The 14164-nt window shown below is 51.0% G+C and carries 20 protein-coding genes; 4 read left to right on the top strand and 16 right to left on the bottom strand.

Annotated elements, in window-relative coordinates:
* The 15 genes from HY879_07035 to HY879_06965 form a co-directional block, all read right to left on the bottom strand.
* A partial coding sequence (locus HY879_07035) for a hypothetical protein (protein MBI5603093.1) occupies positions 1–584 on the bottom strand: 584 nt, incomplete at its 3' end.
* Positions 585–741: 157 nt separating this feature from the next.
* Positions 742–1008 (bottom strand): type II toxin-antitoxin system HicB family antitoxin, encoded by a 267-nt coding sequence (locus HY879_07030; protein ID MBI5603092.1) that lies wholly within the window; start codon positions 1006–1008, stop codon positions 742–744.
* A 397-nt stretch (positions 1009–1405) separates the two neighbouring features.
* Positions 1406–2248 carry a carbohydrate ABC transporter permease gene (locus HY879_07025; protein ID MBI5603091.1) on the bottom strand — a complete coding sequence of 281 codons (843 nt, stop codon included), beginning with the start codon at positions 2246–2248 and terminating at the stop codon, positions 1406–1408.
* Positions 2248–3117 (bottom strand): sugar ABC transporter permease, encoded by an 870-nt coding sequence (locus HY879_07020; protein ID MBI5603090.1) that lies wholly within the window; start codon positions 3115–3117, stop codon positions 2248–2250. Before HY879_07020 ends, HY879_07025 begins: the two co-directional genes overlap by 1 nt.
* A gap of 53 nt (positions 3118–3170) precedes the next feature.
* On the bottom strand, positions 3171–4202 hold the full coding sequence (locus tag HY879_07015) for an ABC transporter ATP-binding protein (protein ID MBI5603089.1): 1032 nt from the start codon (positions 4200–4202) through the stop codon (positions 3171–3173).
* A 75-nt stretch (positions 4203–4277) separates the two neighbouring features.
* Positions 4278–5705 (bottom strand): extracellular solute-binding protein, encoded by a 1428-nt coding sequence (locus HY879_07010; protein MBI5603088.1) that lies wholly within the window; start codon positions 5703–5705, stop codon positions 4278–4280.
* A gap of 39 nt (positions 5706–5744) precedes the next feature.
* Positions 5745–6329: a zinc-ribbon domain-containing protein gene (locus HY879_07005; protein ID MBI5603087.1), complete on the bottom strand. Its 585-nt coding sequence runs from the start codon at positions 6327–6329 to the stop codon at positions 5745–5747.
* Between the two features lie 183 nt (positions 6330–6512).
* Positions 6513–6782 (bottom strand): type II toxin-antitoxin system VapB family antitoxin, encoded by a 270-nt coding sequence (locus tag HY879_07000; protein MBI5603086.1) that lies wholly within the window; start codon positions 6780–6782, stop codon positions 6513–6515.
* A gap of 81 nt (positions 6783–6863) precedes the next feature.
* Complete coding sequence (locus tag HY879_06995) at positions 6864–7727, bottom strand: hypothetical protein (protein ID MBI5603085.1); 864 nt, start codon at positions 7725–7727, stop codon at positions 6864–6866.
* A gap of 46 nt (positions 7728–7773) precedes the next feature.
* Positions 7774–8802 carry a hypothetical protein gene (locus HY879_06990; GenBank protein ID MBI5603084.1) on the bottom strand — a complete coding sequence of 343 codons (1029 nt, stop codon included), beginning with the start codon at positions 8800–8802 and terminating at the stop codon, positions 7774–7776.
* A gap of 15 nt (positions 8803–8817) precedes the next feature.
* Positions 8818–9633 (bottom strand): caspase family protein, encoded by an 816-nt coding sequence (locus tag HY879_06985; protein MBI5603083.1) that lies wholly within the window; start codon positions 9631–9633, stop codon positions 8818–8820.
* Between the two features lie 578 nt (positions 9634–10211).
* On the bottom strand, positions 10212–10451 hold the full coding sequence (locus tag HY879_06980) for a type II toxin-antitoxin system HicA family toxin (GenBank protein MBI5603082.1): 240 nt from the start codon (positions 10449–10451) through the stop codon (positions 10212–10214).
* Positions 10444–10710 (bottom strand): type II toxin-antitoxin system HicB family antitoxin, encoded by a 267-nt coding sequence (locus HY879_06975; protein ID MBI5603081.1) that lies wholly within the window; start codon positions 10708–10710, stop codon positions 10444–10446. Before HY879_06975 ends, HY879_06980 begins: the two co-directional genes overlap by 8 nt.
* Positions 10711–11213: 503 nt before the next feature.
* Positions 11214–11834, bottom strand: coding sequence for a hypothetical protein (locus HY879_06970; GenBank protein ID MBI5603080.1), 621 nt, complete (start codon positions 11832–11834; stop codon positions 11214–11216).
* Between the two features lie 152 nt (positions 11835–11986).
* Positions 11987–12112: a hypothetical protein gene (locus HY879_06965; protein ID MBI5603079.1), complete on the bottom strand. Its 126-nt coding sequence runs from the start codon at positions 12110–12112 to the stop codon at positions 11987–11989.
* A 285-nt stretch (positions 12113–12397) separates the two neighbouring features.
* On the opposite strand from HY879_06965, the gene HY879_06960 reads away from it, so the two are divergent.
* Complete coding sequence (locus tag HY879_06960; protein MBI5603078.1) at positions 12398–12622, top strand: hypothetical protein; 225 nt, start codon at positions 12398–12400, stop codon at positions 12620–12622.
* On the top strand, positions 12606–12953 hold the full coding sequence (locus tag HY879_06955; GenBank protein MBI5603077.1) for a type II toxin-antitoxin system PemK/MazF family toxin: 348 nt from the start codon (positions 12606–12608) through the stop codon (positions 12951–12953). Before HY879_06960 ends, HY879_06955 begins: the two co-directional genes overlap by 17 nt.
* Before the next feature lie 49 nt (positions 12954–13002).
* On the opposite strand, the gene HY879_06950 is transcribed toward HY879_06955, so the two are convergent.
* The gene (locus HY879_06950; protein ID MBI5603076.1) at positions 13003–13149 is read right to left on the bottom strand and encodes a hypothetical protein; all 147 of its coding nucleotides are present in this window, start codon (positions 13147–13149) and stop codon (positions 13003–13005) included.
* Between the two features lie 114 nt (positions 13150–13263).
* Here HY879_06950 and HY879_06945 point away from each other — a divergent pair, with 114 nt between their 5' ends.
* Positions 13264–13515, top strand: a complete 252-nt coding sequence (locus HY879_06945) for an AbrB/MazE/SpoVT family DNA-binding domain-containing protein (protein MBI5603075.1) — start codon at positions 13264–13266, stop codon at positions 13513–13515.
* Positions 13490–13921, top strand: a complete 432-nt coding sequence (locus HY879_06940) for a type II toxin-antitoxin system VapC family toxin (GenBank protein MBI5603074.1) — start codon at positions 13490–13492, stop codon at positions 13919–13921. The genes HY879_06945 and HY879_06940 overlap by 26 nt, the downstream gene beginning before the upstream one ends.
* The last annotated feature ends 243 nt before the right edge of the window (positions 13922–14164 follow it).

Genomic DNA, 14164 nt, shown 5'->3' with positions numbered 1-14164 from the left:
CGCGAGGCGATCTTCGGGATTTCGCCCTGGTTGGTACAGGCCAGTTCGGCCAGGGCCTCGACCCCCTTCAGGTTTAAACGAAAGGCCTGTTGATCGAGAAAACTGCCGGTCCCTGCCGCGCAGGAGGTGTTGGTCCTGGATCTGCGGTACCGGCCCTGGGAGTCAAACAGAAGGAGGCCGAACTTTTCGCCGCCCACCAGGAGGATGCTTCCGATTTTTTCCTGGACCAGGGAAGCGCCATTGATGACGGCCAACTGGGTATCGTAACGGACAGCCGGGCCGCTCGACTTTGTCGAGCTTTCGAAGAGGCTTCTTGCAGAAGCCGGGCCGCTCGACTTTGTCGAGCTTTCGAAGAGGCTTCTTACAGAAGCTGGGCCGATGGTTTCGGGTGTAGAGGAAGTACAGGCCAGACGGTCGACGAATTCCAGCGGATACCCGGAAAGGAGGGAAACCAGAGTTTCCGGAATCTTCCCCTGGTGGAAGGCGTAGAAGGTTTTGAGAATGGTCCGGTCGGGAGCCAGGCTGGCGATTGCCAGGGAGACGGAGCCGATGTCTATACCGAGCACCTGACCAGATGGGGCCATTCTTGGTCTCCAGAAGATCAAACCATTCTTTGCCGGTTTATCGGAAGCGGATCAACCGGTCCGAAAGGCTTGATGGTGGTGGGTTGCACTTCGTTCCACCCACCCTACGGGATCTGATTTATATTATTTTCAACAAAGAGGGGTAATTTTTGGCATTTTAAGAAACGCTTACCAGTTCGGTCGCCACAAGTTTGGGTGGAATCCATCGTCCTACGGGGTCTTTCTTGTATCTGGATTCATCCAGGATGTCCTCAAGGGTCCCCATTTTTTCCGCTTCTTCCACAAACAGCCTTACCGCCGTCTTAAGCATTTCCTTAGCGTGTTGCACATCACGGCCACAGCTTGAAATATCAAGCTCCGGACAATAGGCGACATAGGTATTTTCTTCTTTAAAGACAATGATGTCATATTCGATAGGTATCATTTCTCTATCCGCTTCTTATTATTTTATCACCAACTTATTCCCATTATAACAAAAAAAGGTTAAAAAACAAAAAAATATAGAAATAAAAAAAGGGTTGACCCCAAACCAGGCCCACCCTTTTAGTCCTTTGACTTTCTTTTTATAGCCGATTAATCCCTAACGGCTATTTTCCCTTTTTCTTTTCCTGCTTGGCCTTTTTCTTTTCCTTGGCGGTTTTGGCCGGTTTCTTTTTGTCTTCCTTCTTGGTGTCTTTGGATTTTGCCATGGTCATCCTCCTGCATAGATTTAGAAAATCGGGTTTCGTTTCCTTAAACGCCAAGATAGCATAGTGTGCGTAAGGGGTCAATCAGAGATCAACAAAAAAAATGCTTACCCCTTCTTTTTCTGCTTCCTGAGTCTACTTTACGGCCCCCATGGTGAAGCCGGAGATAAACCGGTCCAGGAAAAAAGTATAAATGACCGCCACAGGGATACTGGCCAGGAGGGCCCCGGCCATCAGCGGACCCCATTGAAAAACATCCCCCCGGACCAGTTCGGTCGGCACGCCGATGGAGATCGTCTTTTTGACCGAGACGGAAATAAAGGTCAGGGCATAAATGAATTCGTGCATGGACAGGGTAAAGGCGAAGACCACCACCGTCAGGATCCCCGAGATGCCCAGGGGCAGCACCACCCGGGTCATAGCCCCGAACCGGGAGAGCCCGTCGATCATGGCCTGCTCCTCGATATCCCGGGGTATGGATTTGAAAAACCCCATCAAAAGCCAGGTGCAAAAGGGGATGGTGAAGGTCGGATAGATGAGAATCAGGGACCAAAGCGATTCCTGAAGACCCAGGGCCGAGGCAAATCGGGACAGCGGAATGAACAGGATCGTCGGCGGAACCAGGTAGGTCAGGAAGATCCCGATCCCCAGGGTCTCTCCCCAGCCCCTGGCCCAGCGGGCCAGGCTGTAGGCCGCCGGGACCGCGGCTATCAGGGTAATCAAAACAACGGCCATACCGATCCAGAAGGTATTTAAAAGATATTGGAGATAGTGGGTGTCAAATAAAAGGAGGCGCAGATGGTCCAGGGTGGGCGGTTCGTTAAAGATAAAGGGATTGTTTTCCGGCCGGAAGAGATCGTGATCCCTTTTGAAGGTGGCGATCATCATCCAGTAGAAAGGGAAGGCCCCGAAAAAGGCAAAGCCCCCTACCAAAGAGTAAAAGCCCCCGCGGCCCAACAGTTTTCGCACATTTCTCATCAGACCACCTCGCTTTTCCGGGCCATCCGCAGCATCAGGGAAGCCACACCGGCCAGGACCGGAAAGAGAAAGAGGGAAATAGCCGCACCCTGGGCCAGGTCCCCGCCCTCAATTCCTTTAAAGAAAGTCCAGGTTGAAAGCACCTGGGTACTATGGATCGGCCCGCCCCGGGTCAGCACATAAACGACCGTCACATCGGTGAAGGTAAAAACCAGACCGAACAGGAAGGCGATGCTGATGATGGGCAGGGTCAAGGGGATGGTAATCTCAAAAGTCCGGCGTAAGGGAGACGCCCCATCCACTTCGGCGGCTTCCAGGAGGTCCCTGGGGATGGAGCTCAAGCCCGCCATTTGAATCACCGTGGCCAGGGGCAGCAATCGCCAGACATGGACCAGCACCACCGAAAACATGGCCAGGGCCGGTTGGCCGAGCCAGTAGAGGTTTTGCATCGGTCCCAACAGGGCATTCGGTGTACCGAGCAGCCCCAGGCGACGGAGGACCCAGTCGAAGGGACTGAAGATCGAATCGAGCATCCACAACCAGCCGATGGTCCCCAGGGCGATCGGTGCCGTCCAGGGGAGCATGATCAGGAAGCGGGCCAGCCATTTGCCATGGAACTCTTTCATCAAAGCAGTGGCGACAACCCTGGACAGGATGATGACCAAAGTCTGGGAAACCAGGGCAAAGAAAAAGGTATTTTTCAAGGAAAGACGAAAGACCGGGTCGGCCAGGGCCGCCCCGAAGTTTCGTAGACCCACAAAGCGAAAATTAGGCTCTCCGGTCGTGGCATCGCTGAGGCTGTACATCAGGGCTAATATAAAGGGGACCCCGATCATGGCCACGACATAAAGGATGGCCGGGGCGATCATGAGTTTGGCCAGCAGCCCGGACTGATCCCGGATTCCGGCCTGGGGAACGGAGCTCATGCCGGCCCCCGATCGGTCCGCAATCCGCTCTGCCGTTCGAAGAACCGTATATCCGAGCCCGATACGGCGAAGGGGTAGGTCCGCCCGGCCTCGATAGGCAGGGTCACGTTTCCAGGAAGGCGGGCAACCACATGGCGGGCGTGGCTCTTTTCTCCAACGTTGCCGTAAATCAGTCTTTCCGCGCCTAAGTACTCCATCCAGGTCACTTCAAAGGGATAGGGGACCACCTGTCCGCACTCTCTAAGGTAATCGGCCGGCAAGAAGGTCTCCGGCCGGAATCCGGTCAGGATTTCCCCCTCACCCAGAATATTCATGGGGGGCGAGCCTACAAAGGTTGCCACAAAGGTATCTGCCGGCCATTGGTAAATATCACGGGGCGTGCCTATCTGCCGGATCCTTCCCTGGCTCATCACCACGATCCGGTCTCCCAGTCCCATGGCCTCCACTTGGTCGTGGGTGACATAAATGGTGGTCACGCCCACACGCTTTTGAAACTGCCGCAGTTCCTCCCGGGCCGAGGCCCGCAGGATGGCATCCAGGTTGGACAGGGGTTCGTCGAGGAGGAAGACGCTCGGCTCCCGCACCATGGCCCGGGCCAGGGCGACCCGCTGCCGTTCACCGCCGGAAAGCTCCCGGGGCTTACGGTCCAGCAGGCGCCCGATCCCGAACATGTCTGCGGCCCAGCGGACCTTCTCTTTGATGGCGGCCTTGTCCACCCCCCGGGTACGGAGGGGAAAAGCGATGTTCCTCCTGACCGACATATGGGGATAGAGCGCGTAACTCTGAAAGACCATGGCGATATTCCGCATCCTCGGCGGCAGGTGGGTGACCACCTGCTCGTCGATGAGGATGTCCCCGGCGGTAGGTTCTTCAATGCCGGCGATCATGCGTAACAGGGTGGTCTTTCCGCAGCCCGAGGGTCCGAGCAGGACCAGGAATTCACCCTCGGCGGTCTCAAGATCCACCTGGTCGACCGCCTTGACATCCCCGAAAGATTTAGAAACTTTTTTGATTGCAACCCGCGCCATGATGCTTTCCGCCCTCCTTCACTAACCGGTTTTTTCGCCGAACTCCGAACGCTGAACGCTGAACGTTTTTTTTGCTTATCCCTTTCCGCCTACCAGCCCCTTCTTCCGCCACTTGGTGAAAATCGCCTTAACCAGGAGTTCGGCCTGGGCCACGGCCTCTTCGGCCTTCATCCCCCGGGCCGCATTGGCCATCATGTTCGGCAGGATAAAAGTGGCAAAGACCTCCCCCTCTGCCGGGTTGGCCGGTCCGGGGTGCCCAACGTTGGTGCTCCATTTCTCGGCATCCTTGAGCACCGCCAGCTTCCCCTTTTCTTCCCCGGCAATGATGAAGGGGTCGTCGTCGAACCAGGTATTGTGGAGATCCCTGAACTTTTTGGCACCCTTGACGGCAGGGTAGCCACGGTCCCCGGCCGGAATGGGGGCATCGAAAAAGGCCGGGGAATTATAAAGCTCGCTGCTGTACATGGCCTGGTCGTAATTCTGTACCAGGTCCAGGAGGAATTTTTTACCGGTGTCGGCGTTCTTGGAATATTTAGGGATGATATAGTTATAGATCACATGCTCACAGCTCCAATGGGCCCCTCTCGGTCCCTTCAGGGCCGGAGTGAAATAAATGTCCTTGGCAATCTCCGGGACTTCTTTTTGGGCCGAGCGATAGGCCGAGATGGAATTAAGGATAAAGGCCGCCCGTCCGGCAATTAAGGCCTGGTTGTTGGAGACAGCCGTCCAGGCAAATACCTCCGGCACCATGGCTTCCTTAAACAGCCGGGCCATGTAGTTGACTGCTTCAACGGTCTTGGGGTTATTGAGAACCACGTTTTCTTTGGCATCCTGTATGCTGGTGTCATAGGACCAGAGCAAGGCCCGGGCGGCCATGTTCGAATCCAGTTCCTGAGAAAGGCCGATGCCGAGCTGTATCCCCTGCTCCTTTTTGATCTTACCGCCATAGGTGATCAAATCTTCCCAGGTTTCCGGCCCGTTCGGTTTGCCGGCCTTGGCCCAGAGACTCTTTCGATAACATCCCGGATCGATGGTCCAGCCGGGGCAAAAGCTATAAACCTTCTTGGTATTCGGGTTGTAAGAGCTCCTTTTGCAAAGGGGATGCATCTTGCCGAAGCGCTTTTCGGCCTCTTTGACCAGGTCGGACATGTCCAGGACACTCGGCTCGAATTGCGAAGGCGGCGAGATCCATTCGATCAGGTCGTGTCCCTGGCCGGCGGAAACCTCGGCGGCGGTACGGGAGGGGAGTTCGGCCAGTCCGATGTGGTCTACGGTGACCGTAACACCATTGGCCTTCCCCCAATTTTTGGCAAAATTATCATACCACTCTTTGTCGAACCGCGGAACAAAATGGGACCAGACCAGGATCTTCAATTCTTTCCCGGCGGCCCGGCTTTGGCCGGGAAGAAAGATGGAAGGCCCGAGTCCGGCGGCGATCGTCCCGATCCCGGCGGCCTTGACAAACTCCCTGCGGGTTAACCCTTTTTTTTCTTCTTTTTCCATAGCTTCCCCTCCTTTTGTTAAGGTTTTAATTATCTTTGGTTAAATTTCTATAAAATCCGGCCAATAAAAAAATCCATAATTAAGAAGATAAAGAATGAGCATAATCCCCAGGACCCCTACGGCCAGAAGAAACAGGAAAAAAATGATCCCGATAAACCAGACCCAGCGATTGACCCCACCGAGTTCGTTCAAGGAAAAGGACGTCGGGCCGCCAACCGGTTGATACTTGAAGGCCAGGATCTTTTTTCTGGCATGCAAATAGTAGAGATAATTGCCGACAATTCCCCAGCCGATCATGATCAGCGGAAACCCAACCGGAGTAAGGGCGATAATAAAAGCCAACAACGCCCAGAGGTACATTTTTCGATAGAGCATCCAGATAAATCCCAACCAGAAAGCCGGCCAGTTCCAGGTAACGGCAAACCCATCCCTTCCCGTGAATTGAAATTTCCGGAATTTGCTCAAATAGCGATCGGCATTTTTACCGATAAAGCTTCTATAATCTTCTTCGTAAACCTTGTCACAAGAAGGTTCGACTCCAACTGGAGGGATTTTTTCGCCGCAATGGGGGCAAAAATTGTTCCCCCTTTCTATCGCTCTACCGCACTGCGGGCACATGGGCATTTTAGTCGCTCCTTATTCGTCCGGCAAGATTCAAATACGTCGAACAACTTTCATCATTTGACTAAAGAAATTAATACGATTTGATAATGAATGTCAAGTTTTGTTCTAAGAAGATATTCCGGGCAGCCGGAATGGGTCGGGAAAGTCTTGATAGGCGGAAAAATCTTTGATAAGGAATAAGGGTTACAAGAGTCTAACCAAAGATATTTGAAATTTCGGGCTATGCTCAGTCCCACTCCTTCGGAGCGGTTCCCGGTTTGGCCCGGCAAAGTGCATCTCATAAAGATTGCCGGGCCATCTAAGTTTTCCCCTGAAGCCCTTTATTCTTTCCTGGCCTTTTAGCTTTGCCAGCAGCTTGAGGCCCTGTTCTATCGCAGCCTTCTTTGTTTTTGTTCCCGAAGCCCTGAGGGCGGACTCCATCAAGTCATCATCTGTCACCACATTTGTTCTCACGAACCGCCTCCTAGGGGTATTCATGTCTTCCATTATACACATTCATGAACCTTTTAAATGTGAAGATATCGGCCCCGGTAATCATGGCCACCTTTTCGTTAAATCAAGATAATAACTCGTGGTCTCGATGGAATGGTCCTTGAACCTGATCGTTATCTGAATCGTGAACTGTCCCCAACCTGAATTCTCTAAGGCGAATCGGTCATTAGGATTGGTTCTCACATGTAAGGGATTAGGGAATGTGGGGTGCAGCAGGTACTGGACCTCTGCTATCCGGTTGAGGACCTGAACCGGTTCATCAACAAAAACCCGCCAGTTGTAGTAGTTCCGGCCCTGGATCGTGGATAGGGCCCTGGCATAATTATTGAATCGTATTTTGGTTTGCCTTTCAACGGCAAAAGCGGTTCCGGTCAGGCCGAAGGCCGGTACAGAGGCGGCGACTTGTTTTGTGGCAGGATGAGCGGGAATCAAGGGTTGTCGGTGGTAATTGGGATAAAAGGGAAGGACGCTCCACAGTTTACCATCCTTATCCTTCACCGTGATTTTGAAAGGTTTGGAAAGGGCTGTGCATGGGATTTTAGCCGTCCACCAGCCCATATTCTGCCCGGCGGTCAATTCAACTGATCCGGAATGTGTAATATTTTTCCCCGAACCGGTTTGTTCTTCAAATTCGTAGGTACCGCTTACGAGTGTAAAGGTACCGGCTTTCACCTCCACCGGAGGTTCAAGGTTGACAAAAAGGTCGAGCGGCAGCGGCGGGGACCCGGTCTTGGCCCAGAGGATCACCACGCCGACGACAGCGGCGGCAAATCCGCCAACCGCCCAGTTGCGAAATTTCGTGTCCGTTTTAATGACCCCGACGATCGCCAAAATGGCGATAATGCCGATGGCCATAAAAAAGGCGACAATGACCCAAAAGATGATAAGATGCTGAGTGGCGGTCATGATATCCTCCTTGGGTAAGGGGTATAAACTCTGCAGACCGAAAACCTTATTCCGGCACCATACGACCGACGGAGAATAAATCATGACAACCGTAAAGATCCCCCGGGGTCACAAAATCAGCCGCAGTCTGAAAAAGGTTTTCCAGGGCTTCCGGGACCTCCGAAGCCCCTCGAACGGTTTTTGGGGGTTTGACTGCTTTTCTCCCCTGCCCCCGGTTTGATGCCCATAAGGCCTGGCTGAACCGATAAATATCCCCCAGCATCTCAGGACTCCTGAGCGAGGCCTCGAAGGACCGGGATCTGGCAAGAGGTTTTTTGGCCTCTTCCAGATAATTTTTCGCCAGGGTCTCCAACGGCATGGCAGCTATTTTCCTTTCTTCGGCCGACAGTTTTGTTTTGGGGATGGAATGCAGCAGGACATTCGAACCCGAGCGGCTGCGACGGGTCGTTACATCTTCGGTCCAGGCCAGCAGACTGTCACGGTGCACCTTAGGGTTCAAAAAGGCCGCGGAAAAAGATTTCACACCCGGAGGGCCTTCCGAAAACGGTGCCGGAAAGGGGGCGATATCGAGTGCATAGGGGTCGTTGGCCACCGGAAGGGCTTCATCATAACAACGGTAAGCAAACTCCGAACAGATCATAGGCTGTTTGTGGCCTTGATCCATCAGCCAGGCAGCGGCTTGATCGAATATTTTCCGGAGAAGCCAACCCAGAAACGGGTTGACCTGGAGTTTTCGGGTCAGCCCGAGAAAAGCCAGCAGAAAAATCTGTTCAAATCCGTATCGATTGCCGATGGCCAGGTAATCCCGGGCCTTGTTGACCACCGGGTCTATCGTCCCGGGATCGGTTTTCAGCCGCCTGACGATGACATATTCATCATCGGATAGGCTCTCTTCCAGGGTGCGTCGTTTTAATCCGCCGGCCAGCGCTTCCCCGACCATCCCTTCCCCGAGATAAATGGCGGCATGGTTCATCTCCGTGCCGTCGAAAAACTGAATCAGTTTCGCCAACAGGCTGTCCCCATGATAGAGGACAATATCACCCGGCATCACCTCTGTTTTGTTCAGGGTATCCATAAATCCTCCTCGATTTCAGGCAAACACCTTCCAGCGCATCATACTCTTGGCCCCATACAGATTAGGGGTCTGCGGATACTGCTGGGAAGGCAAGGCCTTTCGAACGGCATTGAACCAGTCCCGAAAGGTCACATTGGGTTTAAGGGCCGCGAGGGCCCGGATGGCCACAAAAGAAAAAGCCCCGTTGGGCCTATCCTGGAAATAGGCGTCGTAGCTGTACTCGGTGTCCTGGCAGCCGGCCATGAGCAGCGCCGCATAACGGCCTGGCGGGCTTGAAGAGCGAAAAGCCCGACGGGTTCCGAGTTTGGCGGCATTACGCTGGGAAAGAAAGACCTTGGGGGGCAAAAAACGGACCTTTCGCTGCGGGGCGCCCCTTCCTTTGATGGTCGGGGGGGTTATGATCGGCGCAAATTTGGCCACGGTCCCCGAATGGCAGGAATCGGAGATCATGAAAATCCTGACTCCCGGTGGGTGCCCGCTGAAGAGATCAAACATCTCGTCATCCGTGATCGGCCCTTTGGTACGGATATCATAAGGGCAGAGGCATTCATCGGTGCCGTCCGGTTCGTCCCCATCGTCATCAGGGACAAAAGAACCATGACCGGAATACTGGACGACAACCAGGTCGCCGGTTTTGGCTTGGGCAAGCAGGTTTTTAATCCCCTTTCGAATGGCATCACCGGTCGCCTGTTTGTCGGTCAGCCTGTTGACCGAAAACCCGCGTTTGCCAAGGACCGCGGCCCAATCGTTGGCATCGTTCACGCATCCCGCCAAATCGCTTCCTGTTCCGGGATAGTCATTAATCCCGACACACAAGGCAAATTTTTCCATGCTTTTTCCCCTTTCCCCAATTTTTAACTCCATCAATTTTTATATAATCTCAATTTTTGTGCCATTTACATGAATCTTATTTATATCAAGAAGTTATCGTATTTGGACCAAAAATTTATTTAACCGTTTTGCACAAAAAATTGTGCAATTCACAATTTTCTGTGCAATTTCTGGTGGGCGACTTTGGCTGGTAGTTCGGAAAAGGTGGTTTGGTCCCGGGTCCGGAGAGCCAAAAAAGATCAGGGGGTTGCAGGTTTCAAGATCGGGATGGTTTAATTAAAGGTCCCAGAGAAAGGGGGTCGTAAAACGGATGCGGACCACGGAAAAAACCGTTACCCGTTGACCGTTCCCGTTATCCGATAGAACATGGTCTTAAAACGGACACGGTATACGGTCACGGACTACTGGATCTCTGTTATCCGAGACCGGTTTCGGTAGTTAAAAATCGGTTATTCCATATTCTGATAAAGGCAAATGGAAGTTTAAAAACATCCAGATCTTCAACGTTCATTTTCCCCTCCGTTAATCCCGATACCCCTTACCGTTATCCATAAAAACAGGGCTTCTCCGCAACAGGCTTATTTCAGTAATTCTTCTATATCGTCATCGGTGAACCCGAACTGCCTAAAAATTCGAAGCACATAGGGGGGTGAAAGTTCACCAGCCCCCATATCGATGGGAACAACCCTCTTTTTCCCGCCTAAAAATTTCGAATAAATCTTATGGTCCCCCTTACCTTCTCTGAGAAATGAGCATCCCCCCAGCTCCAAGAGTTTGATCAACTCCCTTGGTTTCAAAGCAGGGATATTTTTAGGCATAAACCGCTCTTAGTTCATAGGATTCGGTCGCGGGTTCTGTTCCTTCAACCGTTAAAAATTCATGAAGTTCTTTAATGGAAAGAGGGGCGGAATAGACTTCCTCCTCCGTCTGGGCGACTTCTTCATAAGAATCGATCGCCGCTCTCAATTTGGTGATGGCCTTTTCTTTGCTATCGCCCTGCCCGACCAACCCGTTTTCGAGGCATAAGGCTACCCAATGGTCCCCACTTTTTCTTAAAACAGTTGTATAAAATTCCATAACTTTTTCCCTTTACCCCACCTTGGCATTGCCAAAAGCAGGTCATCCCAAAATTTTTTCTCTTTACTACCCCAAGGATACAAGGCGGACACGGACCACGGATACGCGTCACGGCTTCCCGTTTCAATCCCGCTTAATTCCGGTCTCTGATTTCCACTTTTGGACAAAAAACATCACCTCCTTTTCATCATTTCTTAAATTATCCAATAAATTTAATTCATTAGTCAAGAGGAAAATTTTTCGAGCACCCCCCCTGTTTTCGGTGGTTCAGAGGTCCTCGAATTTGAAAAATATTTTCCCATGATTTCAATTAGTTTCAACATGGTACAAGCTCACAATTTATCAATAAATTTCGCGCGTAAAAATTCACAATAATATTAGTCTATTATGCTCACCAAAAAGAGTTATTCAAAATCTTCCCATAGCCGCTGCAATGATCTTTTTCAAAAAATACAGCTCAGCCATATCATCTTTACAGAGGGCAGAGGGGGCGAAAGTCTTCATTAAAGGGATCCCGTTCCCGGAAATCCAGTCCGATATGGCGATTCATCCAGATAAGTGGGCAGCATCCAGTAGGTATCCGATTTAAAGTCGTGGGGGTTTTTAAAATCAGATTTATCCACCACAGGGCCGCATACCAATGCCTTTTGAGGACAGCCCGGTATATCCAAAGGAATAAGCACCCCCTCCACATCATAGGAAAAGACTTTCCGCAGGGCTTTATTGATCCCCTTTGGGGTCAGTCTTTCGAAATAGAGATATTCCAAATTGGGGTTGTTGATATTTATCCAGTTAAGGGATTGGCGCACCCATAGAAATTTGACTTTGGTTACCATATCCACCACGAAAAACCGGGCGGATGGGCTTACTGAAAAACGCCAATCATCCGGGGCCTGGGCCTTTAGAGTATTGATCATTCTATTTAAGATCGGTTTCCCGTTAAGAGAAGGATACCGTTCCTTGATCCGCTTCAGTAAATGATCCCGGCTTTCGTTATCGGCTTCAATATGAGCCATGGTTATAATCCGTTGCCCGTTTTCCGTGGTCCGTTTTTCGTTGATCGTTATTCGTTGACCGGAATAAAAGCCGTTAACGGTCACGGACCCCGGTCTTTTTTTCCCCATGACTCAATCAATTATTTTTCCTTTGCTTCAAGTCGCTTGAGCCTTGCGTCGTCCGTGAGCAGTTTCATCTGCTGAATGCGGATTCAATACAAAGTAATTCCCTCCGGCATCATTTTTAAACTGGTCGAATCGGTTAGCGTGACCGTTTTCCGTTACTTTAAAGACTTATAAAGCTTTTTAAGCATCATGCTCACTCTCTCACCGGTATCGGCCAATTCCTTATACTCATCTTCGGGCAAATAGGCCAAATCTTTGGAAAACAGAAGTTGATATTTCATTTCGCAACACCGTCACCCGGAACAGATTCGAACGGTAACGGTCATGCCCGGGAGAAGAAACGCTGAGGGGAAAGGACATTTTCCATTTCATTCAATTATTCTTTATTCGTATTCCCCTGTTGTTCCAATCCCATAAATTTTTCAAATAGTTATTGAATTGAATGGACAACGTCCCCCTGGCCTCTTCTGGGCCTCTATGAACTGATGATTGAAAATAAGAAAAGGGGTTGACATCAAATTAATTCCCAATTAAGATGTAATTAAAATACACAATAAGGAAGCACAATGAGTTTCGTTAGAATAAATATCAGCCTGCCGGAAGAGTTGGCCAACGAGTTGGCCCGGGAAATCGAACCCCGAAAAAAAAGCCGGTTCATCGCCCAGGCCATACGATATTTCATGAAGGAAAAAAAGTCCAAAAAACTGGCCGCCGAATACCGGGAAGCCGCTGGAGAAATTCGCCGGGTGAACAAGGAATTGGAAGGCGGCCTTAATGACGGGCTCGATTAAACGGGGGAATATTTTCCTGGTCAATTTTGATCCGACCGTTGGAGCAGAGGTCCGGAAAATCCGGCCGGCCGTTGTGGTTTCCAATGACATCAATAACACCCACTCCCCCATTATATCGATTGCCCCCATCAGTTCTTCCGTATCCCGGATCTTTTCTTTTGAGGTGGAAATCCCCGCCGGTGTCGGCGGTATAAAGGTCCGGTCAAAAATTCTCGTCAACCAGTCCCGGGCCGTTGACAAGATTCGGCTTTTTAAAAAACTGGGACATCTCCCGATAGATATTCTGGCTAAAATAGACCGGGCCTTGAAGCTTCATTACGATCTTTCTTAAGTCTTCCAACGGTTAGCTGCAAATTCGTATTGGCCTATACTGCTATGATTTAAAACATGGTCTGTTTCGGTTCACGACCTTTCAGGATCGACCCGACCAAGGCCAGGGGGGCGTGGGACGTCAGAAAAATAATCCGTTCCGGCTTGTGGGTGTCGATACTTTTCTTAAGCGGCTCGGGTGACCCGCCCAGGGACATGATCCTTAAGGTTGACCTATCTTAACTTCGGTAAAGTCGATTTTATGTTGTAATATATTTTTTATTGACAACAAAATAATAAAAGTTATACTTTTCATAAAAAGGAGAATACTTATGTCCTTAGCCCAAATTTCTTCCAAAGGTCAACTTTTAATCCCCAAAAAGATCCGAAATAAATATGGCGTCAGGCCTGGCAGAAAAGTTCATATCCTGGAACAGACCGAAGGGATTCTCATTAAACCGGCCCCCGAGGACCCCCTTGAGACCGCCTGCGGCTTTATCAAGGGAGATTTTTCTCTGACCGAAGATCTCCTGAAAGAACATCGTAAAGAACAGTCGCATGAAACAACCCGTCGTCCTCGATAGCTTTGCCCTCATCAGCTTCTTTCATCAGGAGCCCGGTTGGGAAACGGTCCGTACTGTCTTTAAAGAGCTGGGCGAGGCCGGAGAAAAAGCCGCTCTTTCCCGGATCAATTGGGGCGAGTTCTACTACATCGTTCAAAGGCGGGTCGGCCGGGCAAAAACCCTGGAGGCCCTGGCCCTTATTGAGCAACTGCCCATAAATGTCCTTTCGGTGGATGATCTCCTGATCAGTGAGGCGGCAGAAATCAAATCCGAGTACCCCATCTCCTATGCCGATGCCTTCTGTGTGGCTACCGCCAGACGCCTGAACGCCCGCATATTGACCAGCGACCCGGAATTTAAGGCCGTGGAAAAATTGGTTCCGGTTCAGTGGCTGACCGGTAAGAAAAAATACGATAGCACCGATTGATGTAAAACGAAAACGGGACGACCCCTTACCGATCCTGCGATGCCGGAAGTCCGCTGCCGGATTACGCTTCGCAGAAGTTTCTGAATTAAATGAACAACGTCCCACTTTCCATGCGGCTTTATCAAGGGAGATTTTTCGCTGACCGAAGATCTCCTGAAAGAACATCGTGAAGAACAGTCGCATGAAACAACCCGTCGTCCTCGATAGCTTTGCCCTCATCAGCTTCTTTCACCAGGAACCCGG

The organism is Deltaproteobacteria bacterium (genome assembly GCA_016219225.1).
Classification (GTDB): domain Bacteria; phylum Desulfobacterota; class RBG-13-43-22; order RBG-13-43-22; family RBG-13-43-22; genus RBG-13-43-22.
The sequence above is the reverse complement of the archived record's forward strand: the minus strand, read 5'-3'. Positions and strand labels throughout refer to the sequence as shown.